Origin of the sequence: Rhodopseudomonas sp. BAL398 (assembly GCF_033001325.1) — a bacterium.
Lineage (GTDB): Bacteria > Pseudomonadota > Alphaproteobacteria > Rhizobiales > Xanthobacteraceae > JARJEH01.
The window spans coordinates 2,709,895-2,727,169 of record NZ_CP133111.1 but is presented as its reverse complement, the minus strand read 5'-3'; the positions used below and the strand labels follow the sequence as shown (position 1 = coordinate 2,727,169).

General features: G+C 65.6%; 12 protein-coding genes. 7 read left to right on the top strand and 5 right to left on the bottom strand.

Going from position 1 to position 17,275, the window contains the following annotated elements; genetic code table 11:
• Positions 1–3: 3 nt before the first annotated feature.
• Together RBJ75_RS12940 and RBJ75_RS12935 are read right to left on the bottom strand one after the other, a co-directional pair.
• A complete protein-coding gene (locus RBJ75_RS12940) occupies positions 4–1,299 on the bottom strand; it encodes an O-acetylhomoserine aminocarboxypropyltransferase (RefSeq protein WP_044408874.1) in 1,296 nt (431 codons plus the stop codon).
• 132 nt (positions 1,300–1,431) lie between these two features.
• Positions 1,432–3,555 (bottom strand): S9 family peptidase, encoded by a 2,124-nt coding sequence (locus tag RBJ75_RS12935; RefSeq protein WP_044408877.1) that lies wholly within the window; start codon positions 3,553–3,555, stop codon positions 1,432–1,434.
• Positions 3,556–3,668: 113 nt separating this feature from the next.
• Between RBJ75_RS12935 and RBJ75_RS12930 the strand changes: the two genes are divergently transcribed.
• The 5 genes from RBJ75_RS12930 to RBJ75_RS12910 all read left to right on the top strand — a co-directional run bounded on the left by RBJ75_RS12930 (position 3,669) and on the right by RBJ75_RS12910 (position 9,108).
• Positions 3,669–4,544, top strand: coding sequence for a dihydrodipicolinate synthase family protein (locus RBJ75_RS12930; RefSeq protein ID WP_044408868.1), 876 nt, complete (start codon positions 3,669–3,671; stop codon positions 4,542–4,544).
• Positions 4,545–4,681: 137 nt separating this feature from the next.
• Complete coding sequence (locus tag RBJ75_RS12925) at positions 4,682–7,006, top strand: xanthine dehydrogenase family protein molybdopterin-binding subunit (RefSeq protein ID WP_276156746.1); 2,325 nt, start codon at positions 4,682–4,684, stop codon at positions 7,004–7,006.
• A 57-nt stretch (positions 7,007–7,063) separates the two neighbouring features.
• Positions 7,064–7,672, top strand: coding sequence for a LemA family protein (locus RBJ75_RS12920; protein ID WP_044406229.1), 609 nt, complete (start codon positions 7,064–7,066; stop codon positions 7,670–7,672).
• Between the two features lie 21 nt (positions 7,673–7,693).
• Positions 7,694–8,608, top strand: coding sequence for a TPM domain-containing protein (locus RBJ75_RS12915; RefSeq protein WP_044406226.1), 915 nt, complete (start codon positions 7,694–7,696; stop codon positions 8,606–8,608).
• A gap of 2 nt (positions 8,609–8,610) precedes the next feature.
• Entirely contained in the window at positions 8,611–9,108 is a 498-nt protein-coding gene (locus RBJ75_RS12910; protein ID WP_044406223.1) for a TPM domain-containing protein, read from the top strand.
• Positions 9,109–9,218: 110 nt separating this feature from the next.
• Here RBJ75_RS12910 and RBJ75_RS12905 read toward each other — a convergent pair whose 3' ends face one another.
• Positions 9,219–9,830, bottom strand: coding sequence for a glutathione S-transferase family protein (locus RBJ75_RS12905; RefSeq protein ID WP_044406220.1), 612 nt, complete (start codon positions 9,828–9,830; stop codon positions 9,219–9,221).
• A 356-nt stretch (positions 9,831–10,186) separates the two neighbouring features.
• Here RBJ75_RS12905 and RBJ75_RS12900 point away from each other — a divergent pair, with 356 nt between their 5' ends.
• Together RBJ75_RS12900 and RBJ75_RS12895 are read left to right on the top strand one after the other, a co-directional pair.
• Positions 10,187–11,161, top strand: coding sequence for a hypothetical protein (locus tag RBJ75_RS12900; RefSeq protein WP_044406238.1), 975 nt, complete (start codon positions 10,187–10,189; stop codon positions 11,159–11,161).
• A gap of 127 nt (positions 11,162–11,288) precedes the next feature.
• On the top strand, positions 11,289–12,836 hold the full coding sequence (locus tag RBJ75_RS12895) for a hypothetical protein (protein WP_052628821.1): 1,548 nt from the start codon (positions 11,289–11,291) through the stop codon (positions 12,834–12,836).
• Positions 12,837–12,858: 22 nt separating this feature from the next.
• Here the strand turns inward: RBJ75_RS12895 and RBJ75_RS12890 are convergent, their stop codons facing one another.
• Together RBJ75_RS12890 and putA are read right to left on the bottom strand one after the other, a co-directional pair.
• Positions 12,859–14,064 (bottom strand): CaiB/BaiF CoA transferase family protein, encoded by a 1,206-nt coding sequence (locus tag RBJ75_RS12890; RefSeq protein ID WP_044406218.1) that lies wholly within the window; start codon positions 14,062–14,064, stop codon positions 12,859–12,861.
• 161 nt (positions 14,065–14,225) lie between these two features.
• The gene (putA, locus tag RBJ75_RS12885) at positions 14,226–17,228 is read right to left on the bottom strand and encodes a bifunctional proline dehydrogenase/L-glutamate gamma-semialdehyde dehydrogenase PutA (protein WP_276156747.1); all 3,003 of its coding nucleotides are present in this window, start codon (positions 17,226–17,228) and stop codon (positions 14,226–14,228) included.
• Between the last annotated feature and the right edge of the window lie 47 nt (positions 17,229–17,275).

Below are 17,275 nucleotides of genomic sequence, written 5' to 3'. Positions count from 1 at the left end.
GGCTTACACCTTCTGCGAGACGCGCAGCGCCTGACCCAGATCGTCGATGATATCGGATGCGGATTCGATGCCGACCGACAGCCGCACCAGTTCCTCGCCGATGCCGGAGGCGACCAGTTGCGCGGCGTCCATCTGCTGATGGGTGGTGGAGGCCGGGTGGATCACCAGCGTCTTGGCGTCGCCGACATTGGCAAGGTGACTGGTCAGCCGCAGCGCCTCGATGAATTTCCGGCCAGCGGCGCGCCCGCCCTTGATGCCGAAGGAGACGATCGAACCGGCGCCCTTCGGCAGCAGCTGCTTGGCCAACTCGTAATCGGGATGGTTGTCCAGCGTCGGATGCAACACCCAATCGACCGCCTTGTTGGCGGTGAGGAAGGCCAGAACCGCCGCGGTGTTGGCGACGTGGCGGTCCATCCGCACCCCCAGCGTCTCGACGCCCTGCAGCAGCTGGAACGCATTGGTGGGCGACAGGCAGGCGCCGAAATCGCGCAGGCCTTCCATCCGGGCGCGGATGATGAAGGCCGGCGGGCCGAATTGCTCGTCGAAGACGATGTCGTGATAGCCCGCATAGGGCTCGGTCAGCGTCGGGAATTTGCCGGAGCCGCGCCAGTCGAAGCGGCCGCCATCGACGATGACGCCGCCGATCGCGATGCCGTGGCCGCCGATCCATTTGGTCGCCGAATTCATCACGATGTCGGCGCCGAGTTCGATCGGCCGGCTCAGATAGGGCGTCGCGAAAGTGTTGTCGATCAACAGCGGGATCTTCGCCGTATGGGCGATCGCCGCCACCTTGGGAATATCCAGAACTTCAAGGCCGGGATTGCCGATGGTCTCGCCGATCACCAGCCTGGTGTTGGGCTTGATCGCGGCACGAAACGCATCGTGATCGCGCGGCTTCACAAAGGTCGTGGTGATGCCGAAGCGCGGCAGCGTATGGGTCAGCATATTGATGCTGCCGCCATAGAGCGAGCTCGAGGCGACGATATGGTCGCCGGCATTGAGCAGCGTGGCGATCGCCAGATGCAGCGCCGCCATGCCGCTCGCCGTGCATACCGCGCCGACGCCGCCTTCCAGCGCGGCCAGCCGCTCTTCCAGCACCGCGGTGGTGGGGTTCGAGATCCGCGTATACAGATGCCCGGCGCGCTCCATGTTGAACAAAGCGGCGGCGTGGTCGGTGTCCTGAAACACGTAGGACGTGGTCTGATAGATCGGCACGGCGCGCGATCCGGTCAGCGGGTCGGGGTGCTGGCCGGCATGCAGGCTCAGGGTCTCGAAACCGGGTGGTTTAGGTGCGGCCATGATGATCTCGATCTGACGCGACGTGGTTGGGGCCGTCATTGCGAGGAGCGTAGCGACGAAGCAATCCAGTCCTCGCTTGCGGCCCTGGATTGCTTCGCTTCGCTCGCAATGACGAATGCGAGGCGCGTGCCCTTATGGCACGTTTTGGCCGCCGTCAGCCATCCCCACCGCCCACAGCGCAAAGGCATAGCCGATCGCGACTTCGTCGAGCCGGCTGAACCGGCCGGAGGCGCCGCCATGGCCGGCGCCCATATTGGTGCGTAGCAACACCGGCCCGCCGCCGGTCATGGTGGCGCGCAGCCGCGCGATCCATTTCGCCGGCTCCCAATAGGTCACCCGCGGATCGGTCAGGCCGGCCATCGCCAGGATCGCCGGATAGTCCTTGGCGGCGACGTTCTCATAGGGCGAATAGGACAGGATGGTTTTGAAGTCGGCTGCGCTTTCGATCGGGTTGCCCCATTCCGGCCATTCCGGCGGGGTCAGCGGTAAGGTGTCGTCCAGCATGGTGTTGAGCACGTCGACGAAGGGCACCTCGGCGAAAATCCCGGCGAACAATTCGCCGGCGCGGTTGGCGACCGCGCCCATCAGCATGCCGCCGGCGCTGCCGCCATGGCCGACGATGCGCTTGGCGCGAGTGTAGTCGGCCTCGATCAGGGCGCGGGCGCAGGCTGCGAAATCGTCGAACGAGTTGGTCTTGTGCGCGCGCTTGCCGTCGAGATACCAGCCCCATCCCTTGTCGGCGCCGCCGCGAATATGCGCGATGGCATAGACGAAGCCGCGATCGACCAGCGATAGCCGGTTGGCCGAGAACGACGCCGGCATCGCCATGCCGTAAGAGCCATAGCCGTAGAGCAGCAGCGGCGCGCGGCCGTCGCGCACCAAATCCTTGCGATACAGGATCGACACCGGCACCTGCGCGCCATCATGCGAGGTCGCCATGATCCGCGTGGTGACATAGTCGGCGGGGTTGTGGCCGGAGGGAATCTGCTGGCGCTTGCGCAGCACGCGTTCGCGCGTCGCCATGTCGTAATCATAGACTTCCGACGGCGTCGTCATCGACGAATAGGAGAAGCGCAGATTGGTCGTGTCGAATTCATAGCCGCCCATGGTGTCGAGCGAATAGGCGGTCTCGTCGAAGGCAATGCTGTGCTCGTCGCCGCTGGTCAGATCGCGGATGATGATCGAGGGCAGCGCATTGGCGCGCTCCAGCCGCACCATGTGGCCGGCATAGAGTTCGACGTCGATGATGTAGACGCCCTGGCGATGCGGGATCAGATCGCGCCAATTGGCGCGTTGCGGCGCCGCGATTGGCGCGGTGACGATCTTGAAATCGATCGCGCCGTCGGCATTGGTGAGGATGAACAGCTCGTCGCCGCGATCGGCGATCGAATATTGCACGCCGTGCTTGCGGGCTGCGACCAGAACCGGTTCGGCGTCGGGATCGGCGCGATCGATCAGCCGCGCCTCGGAAGTCTCATGATCGCCGCCGGCGATGACGCAGAATCGTCCGCTGGCGCTTTCGTGAAGATGGGTGAACCAGCCGGAATCGGCCTCCTCATAGACCAGACGATCCTCTACCTGCGCGGTGCCGAGCCGATGCCGCCAGACCTGCATCGGGCGATGATTATCGTCGAGTTTGACGTAAAAGAACGCCTGCGAATCGGCGCTCCACACTACGCCGCCGTCGGTTTCCTCGACCACATCGGTCAGGTCGTTGCCGCTCTGCCAGTCGCGCACCCGGATCGTGAAATATTCCGAGCCCGCGGTATCGGCGCTCCAGGCTTCCAGTCGGTGGTCGGGCGAATGTTCGGTGTCGCCGAAGTCGAAATAGGCGTGGTCTTTCGCCAGCGCGTCGCCGTCGAGGATCACGTCGGCTTGGCCGCCGTTGCGCGGCTGCCGCGCATACATCTCGTGCTGGCCGCCCTCGCGGAATTTGCGCAGATAGGCATAGGGCCCGTCCGGCATCGGCACGCTGGAATCATCTTCCTTGATCCGCCCGCGCATCTCGGCGACCAGCTGCTTTTGCAAAGCCTCGTTGCCGCCGAGCAGACTCTGCGTATAGGCGTTCTCGGCTTCCAGATAGGCGCGGATATCGGCGTCGAGCAGCTCGGGATCGCGCAGCACCTCTTGCCAGTTGGCGTCTTTCAGCCAGGCATAATCGTCGGTCAGCGTGACGCCATGCGTGGTGAATTGACGCGGACGCTTTGCTGCGGCCGGCGGTTGCGGCGCGTCCTTGCGGTTCGGTTGCTGGGTCATCATGCGCTACCTTGCTGTGGATTGATTTGCCGCTGCATTACCAGAGATTGCGCCTTGCGGCGCGGACATGTTTCGTGTCGATATCCCGCAGCAGCCATAACCTTGGTTCCCATATGACTGATTTTCACGGCGTCTTTCCCTATCTGGTGTCTCCGATCGATGCGGATGGCACAATACGTACCGATGTGCTCGGCCGCCTGTGCGACGACCTGATCAAATCCGGCGTGCATGGCTTGACCCCGCTCGGCTCGACCGGCGAATTTGCCTATCTCAATGCGGCGCAACGCGAGATCATGGTGAAGGCGACCATCGAAGCCGCGCAGCACCGTGTGCCTGTGGTAGCGGGCGTTTCCGCCACCTCGACCGCGGATGCGGTGGCGCAGGCGAAATCATATCAAAAGCTCGGCGCCGACGGCATTCTGGCGATTCTGGAGGCGTATTTTCCGCTCAAGGATGCGCAGATCGAAGCCTATTTCACGGCGATCGCCGATGCCGTCGAGATCCCCGTGGTGATCTACACCAACCCGCAGTTCCAGCGCGCCGATCTGAATCTGGACGTGATATCCCGCCTCGCGAAACATCCGCGCATTCGCTACATCAAGGATGCCTCGACCAATACCGGACGCTTGCTGTCGATCATGAATCGTTGCGGCGACGATCTCCAGGTGTTTTCCGCGTCGGCGCATATTCCCGCCGCGGTGATGTTGATCGGTGGCGTCGGCTGGATGGCCGGGCCGGCCTGCATCGTGCCGCGCCAGAGCGTCGAGCTCTACAATCTGTGCCTGGCGGGATGCTGGGATGATGCGCTGGTGCTGCAGCGGCGGATGTGGCGCGTCAACGAGGCCTTCGCGCGATTCAATCTGGCCGCCTGCATCAAAGGCGGGCTCTCGATCCAGGGCTACGACGTCGGCGATCCAGTGCCGCCGCAAGCGGCGTTGACCGCCGAGGAGCGCAAGGTGGTCGAAGACGTGCTGCGCGAGGTCGGGTGATTCAAGCAGTAAGCGGGGCCGTAACGAAACGCTGCGCCCAGGGCACGCGGCGCGGCTGATCGCGCCATTTGCCCACCGGGATATTTGTCCGGTACAACGTCATTCAATAACAAGCCATTCACGCCAAGGGAGCCGCAATGAACATCCTGCCCGGCAACATGCGTTTCGGAACGGGTCAGCCCGTCAAGCGCCTTGAAGACCAGCGCCTGTTGACCGGGCTCGGACACTATCTCGACGACAAGCCGGCCGATGGCGCGCTGTGGCTGTTCGTGTTGCGCTCGCCGCATGCGCATGCGCGGATCGGCGCCATCGACACCGAGGCGGCGCGCGAGATGCAGGGCGTGGAGGCAGTTTTCACCGGTGCGGATCTGGTCGCCGACGATGTCGGCACCTTGCCGACGCTGCCGATCTTCAAGCGTCCAGACGGCTCGCCGATGGCGCTGCCGGCGCGGCGGTTGTTGGCCCATGAGACGGTGCGCTTTGTCGGCGAGCCGGTTGTCGCGGTGGTGGCGACGTCGCTTGACGCGGCGCGCGCAGCGGCCGAAGCGATCGCTGTCGACTACGAGGAGCTGCCGGCGGTGACCGACCCGACCGCGGCGATCCAGCCCGGCGCGCCAACCGTCTGCGATGCGGCCCCCGACAATATCGTCGCGGCGATGAGCTATGGCGACGCCGCCGCGGTCGATGCCGCCTTCGCGGGCGCCGCCCATGTGGTGTCGCTCGACATCGCCAGCCAGCGGCTGATCCCCTCGGCGATGGAGCCGCGCAGCACCATCGCCGAACTCGACAAATCCGGACGGTTGACGCTGCATGTGCAGTCGCAGACTCCGACCTCGACCCGCGATACGCTCGCCGACGCCATACTGAAGCGGACGAAGGACAGCATCGTGGTACGGGTCGGCGATCTCGGCGGCGGCTTCGGCATGAAGACCGGGCTGTATCCCGAGGACGGCCTGGTCGCCTATGCGGCGGTGAAGCTCAACCGCAAGATCCGCTGGCGCGGCGAGCGCACCGACGACTTCGTCGGCGGCACTCATGGCCGCGACCTGACCTCGACGGCGTCCTTTGCGCTCGACCCCAAGGGCCGCGTGCTGGCCTATCGGGTGACCTCGCTCGGCGGCACCGGGGCCTATCTTGCTGGCGCCGGCGTGATCATTCCGCTGGTGCTGGGGCCGTTCGTGCAGACCGGCGTCTACGACCTGCCGCTGGTGCATTTCGACATCAAGGCGGTGATGACCCACACCGCGCCGGTCGGCGCCTATCGCGGCGCGGGGCGTCCCGAGGCGGTCTATATCGTCGAACGGCTGATGGACGCCGCCGCGCGCCAGCTCGGCATCGATCCGCGCGCGATCCGCAAGACCAATTACATCAAGCCGGCGCAGCTGCCCTACACCAACGCGGTCGGCCAGGTCTATGACAGCGGCGCCTTCGCCCATATGCTCGACCGCGCCGTCAAGCTCGCCGATTGGGACGGCTTTGCGGCGCGCAAGAAAGCCGCGAAGAAGAAGGGCCTGCTCTATGGCCGCGGCTTGACCAGCTATATCGAATGGACCGGCGGCCGCGCCCATACCGAGAAGGTCAGCCTGCACGCCACCGCCGAAGGGCGGATCGTGCTGCACTCCGGCACCCAGGCGATGGGGCAGGGGCTCGAGACCACCTATTCGCAGATGCTGGCGGCCTCGCTCGGCATCGGCATGGACAAGATCGACGTCGTGCAGGGCAACACGGATCTGGCGCAGGGATTCGGCAGCGTCGGCTCGCGCTCGCTGTTCGTCGGCGGCACCGCGGTCGCGGTGTCCACCGTCGACATGGTGGCCAAGGCCCGCGAAAAGGCCGCGAATATTCTGGAAGCCTCGGTCGACGATATCGAATATGCCGACGGCTATCTGACCATCGCCGGCACCGACCGCCGGATCAGCCTGTTCGAGATCGCCGCCAAGGAAAAGGGCGCGCGGCTCAGCGTCGACTCCACCGGGGAGGTCGACGGCCCGAGCTGGCCGAACGGCACCCATATCTGCGAGGTCGAGATCGATCCCGAGACTGGCATCACCAAAGTGGTGCGCTACACCACGGTCGACGATGTCGGCACGGCGGTCAATCCGATGCTGGTGTCGGGCCAGATCCATGGCGGCGTCGCGCAGGGCATCGGTCAGGCGCTGTATGAGGGCGTGAGCTACGATTCCGACGGGCAGCTGTTGACCGCGAGCTATCAGGACTATTGCGTCCCGCGCGCCGACGACATTCCGGCGATCGAGGTGACGCTGGATGGTTCGGCGCCGTGCAAGACCAATCCGCTCGGCGCCAAAGGCTGCGGGGAATCCGGCGCGATCGGCGGCCCGCCCTGCATCGTCCACGGCGTGCTCGACGCGCTGGCCCCGCTCGGGATCACGGCGCTGAACACGCCGCTGACGCCGGAGAAGGTCTGGCGGGCGATCAAGGACGCCGAAGCCGCACAAAAGTAGCATCGGATCGCGATCAAGGTCTGCTAAGGTCGCCGCGGTTCGCATGGGGAGAGATCGATGCGTAGGATTTTGACGATTCTGGCGGCGCTCGCGACGTTGAGCCTGACCAATTGCGGCTACAATTCGATCCAGACCGAGGACCAGCAGGTCAAGGCCAGCTGGTCCGAAGTGGTTAACCAGTATCAGCGCCGCGCCGATCTTGTGCCGAATCTGGTGAATTCGGTGAAGGGCTTCGCGCAGCAGGAAAAGGACGTGCTGCTCGGCGTCACCCAGGCGCGCGCCAAGGTCGGCAGCATCCAGGCGACGCCGGAGGTGCTGAACGATCCCGCCGCGTTTCAGAAATTCACCGCCGCGCAGGGCGAATTGTCGAGCGCGCTGTCGCGCCTGCTGGTGGTCACCGAGAACTATCCGCAGCTGAAGTCCGACGCGCTGTTCAGGGATCTGATGGCGCAGCTGGAGGGCACCGAGAATCGCATCACCGTGGCGCGCAACCGCTATATCAAGGCGGTGCAGGAGTATAACGTCACGGTGCGTTCGTTCCCGGTGAATTTCACCGCGTTGATGTTCGGCTACAAGGAAAAGCCGAATTTCACCGTCGACAATGAAAAGGCGATCTCGACAGCGCCGAAAGTCGATTTCAACCCGAGCCCGGCGCCGGCGAAGTAGCCGGCTGACGGGGCGGCGACGATGACAGCCGCGCGGGCCATGCGGGCGTCGATTGGGGCGCTGCTTCTGTGCCTTGTCGTTGCGGCATTCGCCCAGCTCGCATCATCCCGGCTGGCCTTTGCCGACGTCGCGGTGCCGCAGCTCACCGGGCGGGTGGTCGACCAGACCGGCACGCTGAGCGCCGAGGCCACCGCGCGGCTGGAGCAGAAGCTCAAGGATTTCGAGGCCCGCAAGGGCAGCCAGATCGCCGTGCTGCTGGTGCCGACCACCGCGCCGGAAACCATCGAGCAATTTGCGATCCGCGTCGCCGAGCAATGGAAGATCGGTCGCAGCAAGATCGACGACGGCGCGATCCTGCTGGTCGCCAAGAATGATCGCAAGCTGCGCATCGAGGTCGGCTACGGGCTCGAAGGCGCGCTGACCGACGTCACCGCCAAGCGCATCATCGACGAGATCATCACCCCGAAATTCCGCAATGGCGATTTCAGCGGCGGCATCGAGGACGGCGTCGATCGCATCATCAGCGTGATCGACGGCGAGCCGTTGCCCAAGCCCGAGCCACAGCATGAATGGCAGGCGCCGGGCTTCGACCCCTCGATGATCTTCAATCCGTTCTTCATTATCGGTGCGCTGGTGCTCGGCCACATCTTGCGCATGGTGCTGGGGCGGCTGCCGGGCGCGCTGGTGGCGGGCGGCATCATCGCGGTGATCGCCTGGTTTATGGTGGCGTCGTTCATCATGTCGGGCATCGCCGGGCTGGCGGCATTCCTGTTCACGCTGTTCAGCGATAGCTTGGGTAGCGGTGGCGGCGGTCGAAGTGGCGGCTGGTCGGGTGGTGGTGGCTCGTGGTCCGGCGGCTCCGGCGGATCGAGCTCCGGTGGCTTCAGCGGCGGCGGCGGCAGCTTCGGCGGCGGCGGCGCCTCGGGGAGTTGGTGATCATGGGCATCAGGCGGATCGGCAAGCATCTGCTGACAACCCGCAGGCGGGTCCACAAGGCGTTCCCGCCGCGCGCCTTCGACGCCATCGAGCAGGCGATCAAGGCCAGCGAGGCGACACATTCCGGGCAGATCCGCTTTGTGGTTGAAGGGGCGCTGGACGGCGCGCCGCTGTTTCGCGATCAGCCGGCGCGGGAGCGCGCGCTCGACATCTTTTCCCAGCTGCGGATCTGGGATACAGCGCATAATAACGGCGTGCTGATCTATCTGCTGCTCGCCGACCGTGACGTCGAGATCGTCGCCGATCGCGGCATCGACGCGCATGTCAGCGCCGAATCCTGGGAGCAGATCTGCAAGGCGATGGAAGCCGAATTCCGCCAGGGTAATTTCGAGGCCGGCGTGCTGAAGGGCATCGACGCCATCACCGCGCATCTGGCCAGGCACTTCCCCGGCGACGATTCCGACGCCAATGAATTGCCCGACGCGCCGGTGGTGGTGTAGGTCGCAATCGCCGCGCGCGGGCGGGGGGCAGCCGACGCCGATTGCATGCGGCGGCGCCCGCCCGTGGCGCACGCCCTCTCCCCGCAGACGGGGAGAGGTGGAAGATCGGACTACGCCTTCGCCGAGGGCCGCGCGCCGATCCGGGCGAACCAGGCCATGATATTCTTGTTGTCCTCGTTGAGCGGCTGGCCGACTCTGGCGCCGAAATCGAGCCAGCCATACAGCAGCAGATCGGCCAGCGTCAGGCGCGAGCCGCAGACATACTCCTTGCCGGTGATCTGACCGTCCATCCATTGGATGCGGTCGGCGGCGATCTTCTTCAGCCCGGGCGCAGCCTCCGGAACGCAGATCACGCGATCCTGGAACATCTTCAGGCCTTCGCTGAAGCGATAGCCGTTGGTCAGCGGCTCGCAAATATAGAGGTCGATCCGCCGCGTCCACATCCGGCATTCGGCGCGCTCTTCGGCGGTGGTGCCGATCAGCGGCGGCTGCGGATGTTTCTCCTCGAGATATTCGCAGATCGCGGTCACCTCGGACAGGAAACTGCCATTATCGAGTTCCAGCGTCGGAGTCTGGCCGTGCGGATTGCGGGCGAGATGCTCGGGCTGACGGTTCTCCCCGGCGCGAATGTCGACCGGCTGGGTCGGGATGCTGAGGCCCTTTTCGGCGATGAACATCCGCACCAGGCGCGGATTCGGCCCGATCGAATCGTAGAGTTTCATGGTCGCTTCCCTGACTCGGCACTGTGACGATGCCTGTTGTTGGCCATCATCACGTAGCGTAGGAGGGCGGGCATGGTCCAGCCTGTTCGCCGTCGCAGGCGACCTCGTTCGTTGCGGTCGCGCGCGTCACCGCCGCCATCCCTCCATTGACTGGTCCCAATATGGCCATGTTGGTCGCGACATGCTGCATCGCAAATCGATCGCCCGGTTCCGCGTGGCGGCAATCGCGCCGAAGGCGGGGGAGTCAGCGGCCGCGACTTCGGGGTAATTCCTAAATTTTTGGTAACTCGCGGGGAAGTAACGATTTTGCAAGTAATGAAAGTTACCAAATGGTCAAGTATTTGGGAGATTCGAACGTGAGCCAAGATCAGAACAAGCAGTTCGACGGCGGGCATGACCAAAATGTCGGGCCGGTTAGTCCTGACCACGCAGCTGGCAAGCCTGTTCAGGCCACGGGCGCGGTCTCGATGGAAGAGGATGCGTCAGGTCTGATCCCGGATCACGGCGCGGCCAGCGCGGCGAAAACCGACGCGGCGAAAGCCGACGCTCCCGCCTCCAGCATAGCGTCCTCCGCTTCGAGCTCCCGCAATATCACCATCATGTCGCCGACCCAACGTGGCTCCTGGGAGCGCACAAATTGGACCGACGATCATGTCGCGCCGGAACGCGATGCAGAGCGCGCTGCGCCGAAATCCGGTCTGTTCGGCAAGCGCCGGCTCGCGGCGCTGGCAGCGGTGCTGGCGCTGGCGACAATAGCGGGCGCGGTCGGCGGCGCGCTGGCGACGGTGGGATTCTCCCGTGCCGGGGCCGACGCCGGGACTTCAACCATTCAGACCAAAGCGTTCGACGAGCAGATGGCGCGGATCGAAGCTGAGATGGCCGCGCTGAAGACCAGCGTCGAGCATTCCACCAAGCTCAGCGCGGCCCAGCTCGGCAAGACCGGCGACCGCCTCGACAAGATCGAAAAGGCCCAGGCCGAGCCCGCAGCCAAACTCGCCAAGCTCACCGAGACGGTGGACAAGCTCCGTGCCGCGCAAGCCAGCGTGGTGGCGTCTGCACCCGCTGCGACCCCGACACCGTCCGCGGCGAAGGATGTCACCGGCTCAATTCCGACGCCGGCACCCAAGCCGGTGGTCAGCCGTCTTCCGACCGTTTCGGGCTGGATCTTGCGTGACGTCGTCGATGGCGGTGCATTGATCGAAGGCCGCCAGGGCGTGTTCGAAGTCTATGCCGGCGACCCGATCCCCGGCCTTGGCCGTGTCGATGCCGTTCGGCGCCAGGATGGTCGCTGGGTGGTCGTGACCAGCCGCGGGCTGATCGTCGCCCGCTAAGCGGCGCGCGCTCAGCGGTGCAAAGGCGGCCCGTCGCGACAGGCCGCCTGCTTTGCTGTATTTTCCGGCTTGAGACTGTCGCGAGGCGCGATGCCTTGCGCGCGATTGGGTCGGGAAAGGGCAAGGCGTGCGGCGCTGGAGCCTGCTCATTGCTATTCTGCTCGGCAGCCTGTTGCCACAGTGCCTGGCGCTCGGCGGCGAATTGGAGCGCGGCGCGGCGATCGTCGATCCACTGGCGCTGCGCGAATTTGATATCAGCGACCACCGGACAGGGGCGGCGACGCATCCCGGCTTTGGGCTGCGTCAGATGCTCGACGCCGCCGGACCCTCGCCCCCCTTGCACAATGATCGGTTGTTTGCCTTGCCGGCGATGACTTTGCTTCGTCCTGAGATCGACGCCGAATTCGATCGCTATCTCGACAGCCACAAACGAGCCGCCGCGCCGCAGCGCATCGGCGTCGGTCCTTCGTTCGATGTGCAATTGTTCGACCGCGACAAACTCTATTCGGCGGCATCGCGCTTCGTGCTGGCGGGGATCGTCAACCGGATGGACCGCCGCTACGTCGCGCCGACGGGTTGCGGCGATATCCGGCTGATCTATCGTCTGGTCGCCGAGGAGAAGGCAGGGGCGCAGCGCCTGCCGATGACGTTGAATCTGGTGTTGAAGGCGCGGGGCGATCACAGCGGATTGGCCTGCGCCGAGATCGCGCGGCGCTGGCTCGAGACCGGGACATCGCAGCTGACTGGCGCCGAATTGGCCGCGCAGTTGATCGCGCCGGACGGCGCCCTCGGATCGACCATACCCGCTGATATCGATCGAATCGAAATCAATCTGCAGATCGCACATCGGCCGAAATCACCCACCGCGGATTTCCGCACCGACTATCTGCTGAAGGTGTTTCGCCGCGACCCGGTATCCGGCATCTTCACGCCGTCGCCGCTGGAGAACCAGATCGACCGCGGGCAATTGATCGCGAACCGAGACCTCGGGCTGGAATTCAAGCGCTGGCTGCTCGAGCCAGACCACCTTCGCGATCTCGATCGTGGCACCATCGTCATCCCGGAGAAATTCCTTGCCCGCTTCGCCATCGCGGCGACGCCGGTCGGTTTTGCGCGCTCCGACCTGCAACCGGCTTACGGGTTGGTTGCGCCGGCCGCACATCCGCTGTTCGGCGAAGCGGAATTGGTGCGTGCCCTGCGGCGAGCCGCCGACAACGGCATTGCGCTGCAGAACATCAACTCGCCGGCGGGGTTCGAACGCCGGCTCAATGATATCACGTGCTCGGGCTGTCACCAGATCCGCGGCATCGGCGGTTTCCATTTCCCTGGCGTCGATGCGACGAAGCCGGGGACGTTGTCAGGCGCGGTGCCGGGATCGCCGCTTTTTGTCGGCGATCAGCCGCGTCGCCGCGACATCCTCACAGCGTTGCGCGAGGGCGAGCCGCCGGACTATTCGCGCGGCTTTTCCGATCGTCCGCAATTGCGCGGGGCCACTGCGCTGCTCGGCAGCGAATATGTCGACGGCTGGGGCGCGCATTGCTATTTGGCCGGCCGCGACGGCGGAAAACCCGACCCCAGCTTTCAGTCCTGGACCTGCGCCGAAGGGCTGGTTTGTCAGGCGGTCGACAAACACGCGGCGTCGCGCATCGGCATGTGCTTCGTCGCCAACCCCTGACCCGTAGCGGCGGCGCCTGCGCTCACGCCACCGTGCCGGAGGCGCGCAATTGCCGGATCGCGTCCTCGTCGAAGCCGGCGCTGCGCAGGATTTCGTCGCTGTGCTGGCCGATCGCCGGCGGAAGACGCGGCACTGTCTTCTGGCTGCCATCGATCCAGATCGGGCTGTTGATGGTCAGCATGGTGTCATTTTCGAACGGCACCAGCACGTCGTTGTCGCGCATCTGCTGATCGGTCGGAACGTCGTCGAGAATCCCGACCACGCCGAAGATCAGGCCGCTGCCGTCCAGCGCCTTGCGCCAATCGGCAAGGTCGCGGGTGGCAAAAATCTCGTCGAAGATTTGGATCAGTTCGAGCGAGCGGGCGTGGCGGTCCGGCTTGGTGGAAAAACGCGGATCGGTGGCGAGGTCGTCGCGGCCGAGGCAGCGCGTCAGCGCTGGCCATTGCTTGTCCTCGTTGAGCAGCGACAGGATGATCCAGCGGCCGTCGCGGCAGCGATAATGATTGGTCACGGCATTCAGCGCGCGCTCGCGCGGCCGCCGCTCCTGGAATTCGGCGCCGCAGAGTTTGGCCTGGGCGAGAATCCCGTTGGCCCACATCCCGTTAGCCATCAGATTGGATTTCACCTGGCTGCCCTTGCCGGTGCGCTCGCGCTTGTACAACGCGGTGACGATCGCGCCATACAGCGCCATCGCGCAGGGGTGGTCCCCCATGCCGGCGACGGATCGCGCCGGCGTGGTGTCGTCGTCGGCGCGGACCAGATCCATCAGGCCGGAGCGCGCCCAATAAGCATTACTGTCGAAGCCCGGCTTGTTGGCTTCCTCGCCGCGGTCGCCATAGCCGGTGAAGCAGGCATAAATCAGCCGCTCGTTCAACGGCGCCAGCTCCGCATAAGTGACGCCGAGGCGCTGGCGCACCGCAGGCGGGAAATTGGTGATGAAGACGTCGGCCTCGGCGACGAGGCGGCGCAGCACCTCCTTGCCCTGTGGCCTGGCGAGATCGAGCGCGAGACTCTTCTTGTTCCGGGCGTCGAGCATCCAGGAGTAATTGTGCGGACTGACCGGATAGCCCGGCAGGTTCGGCAGGTTGCGATAGGGATCGCCCAGGCCCGGCGGCTCGATCTTGATGACGTCGGCGCCGAAATCGGACAGCACCGTCGCCGCCGCTGGCGCAGCGATGAAACTGGCGCAATCCAGCACCTTGAGGCCGGCAAAGATGCCATCGTCCATGCGAGTCCGCTCCCTGGCTTTTGTTATTTTTCGCGCTCCGGAATGTTGCGCGTCACGCTATTTTCCGGCCGCGCCGTATTTGATCCGGCTTCGCGCGCCAATACAAGGTGCGAGCTATGTCATGGCCGCGGCCGGGCATTCGGGCTACGCGGCGACGGACCTCATTCGTCCTCGGACAGTAGCGCGGCATTGCCGCCGGAGGCCGCGGTGTTGATCGTCACGGTCTGTTCGGTCGCGAAGCGCGGCAGATAATGTGGCCCGCCAGCCTTCGGTCCGGTTCCCGAAAGGCCGCATCCGCCGAACGGCTGCACGCCAACCACCGCGCCGATGATGTTGCGATTGACGTAGATATTGCCGATTTGGAGCCGTGCGATGCTGCGTTCGATCATGTCGTCGATCCGCGACTGGATGCCGAGCGTGAGGCCGTAGCCAGTTCGCGCGATCGCATCCAGCACGTCGTCGAAGTTGTTGGCGGCATAGCGGACCACATGCAGGATCGGGCCGAACACCTCCTCGGTGAGCTGGGCCGGGTCGGCAAGCTCGAAGATATGCGGCGCGACGTAGTTGCCGTTGTGGGGGGCTGTGCCGACAAATCGCGGCCGTGCCGCAGCGATCATTCTGGCGATATGGGTATCGAGTGTCTTCTTGGCCTCGGCATCGATCACCGGGCCGATATGGGTCGCCTCGTCGCGTGGGTCGCCGATCTTCAACTCGCGCGCGGCGCCGGCGATGATCTCGATCATGCGTTCGGCGACCTCGTCCTGGACGAATAGCAGCCGCAGCGCCGAGCAGCGTTGACCGGCGGAGCGGAACGCCGAACTCACCACATCGTCGGCGACCTGTTCGGGCAGGGCGGTGGCGTCAACGATCATCGCATTGATGCCGCCGGTCTCGGCGATCAGCGGCACAATCGGGCCGTCCTTGGCGGCCAGCGCCCGGTTGATCGCGCGCGCCACTTGCGTCGAACCGGTGAACACGACGCCGGCGATGTCGCGCTGCGCCACCAGAGCGGCGCCGATCGCGCCGTCGCCCTGGACAAGGTGAAGCGTGGCCTCCGGCACGCCGGCTTCGTGGAGCAATCGCACCGCGGCGGCGCCGATCGCAGGCGTCTGCTCCGCCGGCTTGGCGACCACGGCATTGCCGGCCATCAGCGCCGCGGTGATCTGGCCGAGGCAGATCGCCAGCGGGAAATTCCACGGCGAGATCGCCACGAACACGCCGCGGCCGCGCAGCCGCAGCACATTGCTTTCCCCGGTCGGCCCCGGCATCAATTGGCCGTCGCCGAACAGTCGGCGCCCCTGCGCCGCGTAGTAACGGCAATAATCGATCGCCTCGCGGACCTCCGACAGCGCGTCGTCGAGGGTCTTGCCACCCTCGTCCTGCAGCAGCGCGATGAAGCGCCCGCGGTCCTGCTCCAGCAGCTGCGCTGCACGTTCCAGCATGGCGGCGCGTGCATCTGCCGGGGTCGCGCTCCAGGCCGCGAAACCGTCGCGGGCGGCGGCGACGGTGGCCTGCGCGTCGGCCGGCGTGGTGCTGGCAATCGGAGTGATCGCCACGCGCGCGGCGTCGATCTTGTCCAGCAATTGACGCAAGGCCGCGCTATCGCCGAAATCGAGGCCGGGGGAATTGCGCCGCTCGGGCTGGTACAGATCGCGCGGCAAAGGGATGTTCGGGTGACGCGCGTATTGCGGCGCGGCGATGATATCGGCGGGCTGCCGCAGCAGCGTCGCGAGCGGCACGGATTCGTCGCCGACGCGCGCCACGAAGGAGGAATTGGCGCCGTTCTCCAGCAGCCGGCGCACCAGATAGGCCAGCAGATCGCGGTGGCCGCCGACCGGCGCGTAGATCCGGCAGGCCAGATCGGGGTGATTTTCGCGCAGCCGGGCGTAGAGCGCTTCGCCCATGCCGTGCAGGCGCTGGAATTCGAAGCCGTCGTGATCGCCCGCGAGTTCCAGAATGCTGCTCACCGTCAGCGCGTTGTGGGTGGCGAATTGCGGGAAGATTCGCGGCCGCAAATCCAGCAGCTGGCGGGCGCAGGCGAGGTAGTTGAGGTCGGTCATCGCCTTGCGGGTCAACACCGGATAGTCGGCGAGGCCGCGCTCCTGCGCGCGCTTGATCTCGGTGTCCCAATAGGCGCCTTTGACCAGCCGCAGCATGATCCGTCGCTCCTGCTGCCGCGCCAAATCGTCGACATATGCGATCACGGCGCGCGCGCGCTTCTGATAGGCCTGCACCGCCAATCCGAATCCGTCCCATCCGGCGAGCGATGGATCGGCAAAGCAGGCCGCGAAGACGTCGAGCGACAGCTCCAGGCGGTCGGCCTCCTCGGCGTCCACGGTGAAATTGAGGTTGAAGCTCTTGGCCTTGCGCGCCAGCTCGAGCAAACGCGGCGTCAATTCGGCCATCACCCGCGCCCGACTCACCGCCTCGAAACGCGGATGCAGCGCCGACAGCTTGACCGAAATGCCCGGCCGCGCCGGCAGCGCGGCGTTGCCGGCGGCGCGGCCAATCGCGTCGATCGCATCCGCATAGGCGGCGAAATAGCGCTCGGCATCGGCGGCACTGCGGGCGCCTTCGCCGAGCATGTCATAGGAATAGCGCGTGCCGGGAGCGGCCTGGGCTTGCGCCCGCGCCAGCGCGGCTTCGATGGTCTCGCCGAGCACGAAATGGTTGCCCATCAGCCGCATCGCCTGCCGGGTCGCTGCACGCACCGCCGGGGCGCCGAGCCGCTTTGTCAGCGCCGCGATGGTGCCATGCGGGGTCTCGCCAGCCTGCACCACCCGTGCCGAAATCCCCAGCGCCCAAGCCGAGGCATTGACCAGCAGCGCGTCCGACCGGGTGTGATGATGCGCGAAATCGCCCTGGCCAAGCTTGTCCTCGATGAAATGATCGGCGGTCAACGCGTCGGGCACCCGCAGCAGCGCCTCGGCCAGCACCATCAGCGCCAGGCCTTCCTTGGTCGACAGCGCAAATTCGCGCAGCATCTGCTCGACGCCGCCGAATCGGTCGTCATGGGCGCGGATCGCGTCGATCAGCCCGGTTGCGGTGTGTTCGATCCGGCCCCGCTGCGCCGCGTCAAAGCTGCCGGCCGCCAGCAGATCTGGGGCGAGCAGCGAATCGTCAGGCGCAAAGGGTGCGATGAAGGCCGGGCGTGCTGGCAACATGCGAATCCCCTCGGTTCTTCTGCGGCGGTCGGGATGACCGCAATTGC

Bases quoted from the DNA above. Each gene is read 5' to 3' on its own strand.
- RBJ75_RS12940 (WP_044408874.1), bottom strand. From the start codon at position 1,299: ATGGCCGCACCTAAACCACCCGGTTTCGAGACCCTGAGCCTGCATGCC.
- RBJ75_RS12935 (WP_044408877.1), bottom strand. From the start codon at position 3,555: ATGACCCAGCAACCGAACCGCAAGGACGCGCCGCAACCGCCGGCCGCA.
- RBJ75_RS12930 (WP_044408868.1), top strand. From the start codon at position 3,669: ATGACTGATTTTCACGGCGTCTTTCCCTATCTGGTGTCTCCGATCGAT.
- RBJ75_RS12925 (WP_276156746.1), top strand. From the start codon at position 4,682: ATGAACATCCTGCCCGGCAACATGCGTTTCGGAACGGGTCAGCCCGTC.
- RBJ75_RS12920 (WP_044406229.1), top strand. From the start codon at position 7,064: ATGCGTAGGATTTTGACGATTCTGGCGGCGCTCGCGACGTTGAGCCTG.
- RBJ75_RS12915 (WP_044406226.1), top strand. From the start codon at position 7,694: ATGACAGCCGCGCGGGCCATGCGGGCGTCGATTGGGGCGCTGCTTCTG.
- RBJ75_RS12910 (WP_044406223.1), top strand. From the start codon at position 8,611: ATGGGCATCAGGCGGATCGGCAAGCATCTGCTGACAACCCGCAGGCGG.
- RBJ75_RS12905 (WP_044406220.1), bottom strand. From the start codon at position 9,830: ATGAAACTCTACGATTCGATCGGGCCGAATCCGCGCCTGGTGCGGATG.
- RBJ75_RS12890 (WP_044406218.1), bottom strand. From the start codon at position 14,064: ATGGACGATGGCATCTTTGCCGGCCTCAAGGTGCTGGATTGCGCCAGT.
- putA (WP_276156747.1), bottom strand. From the start codon at position 17,228: ATGTTGCCAGCACGCCCGGCCTTCATCGCACCCTTTGCGCCTGACGAT.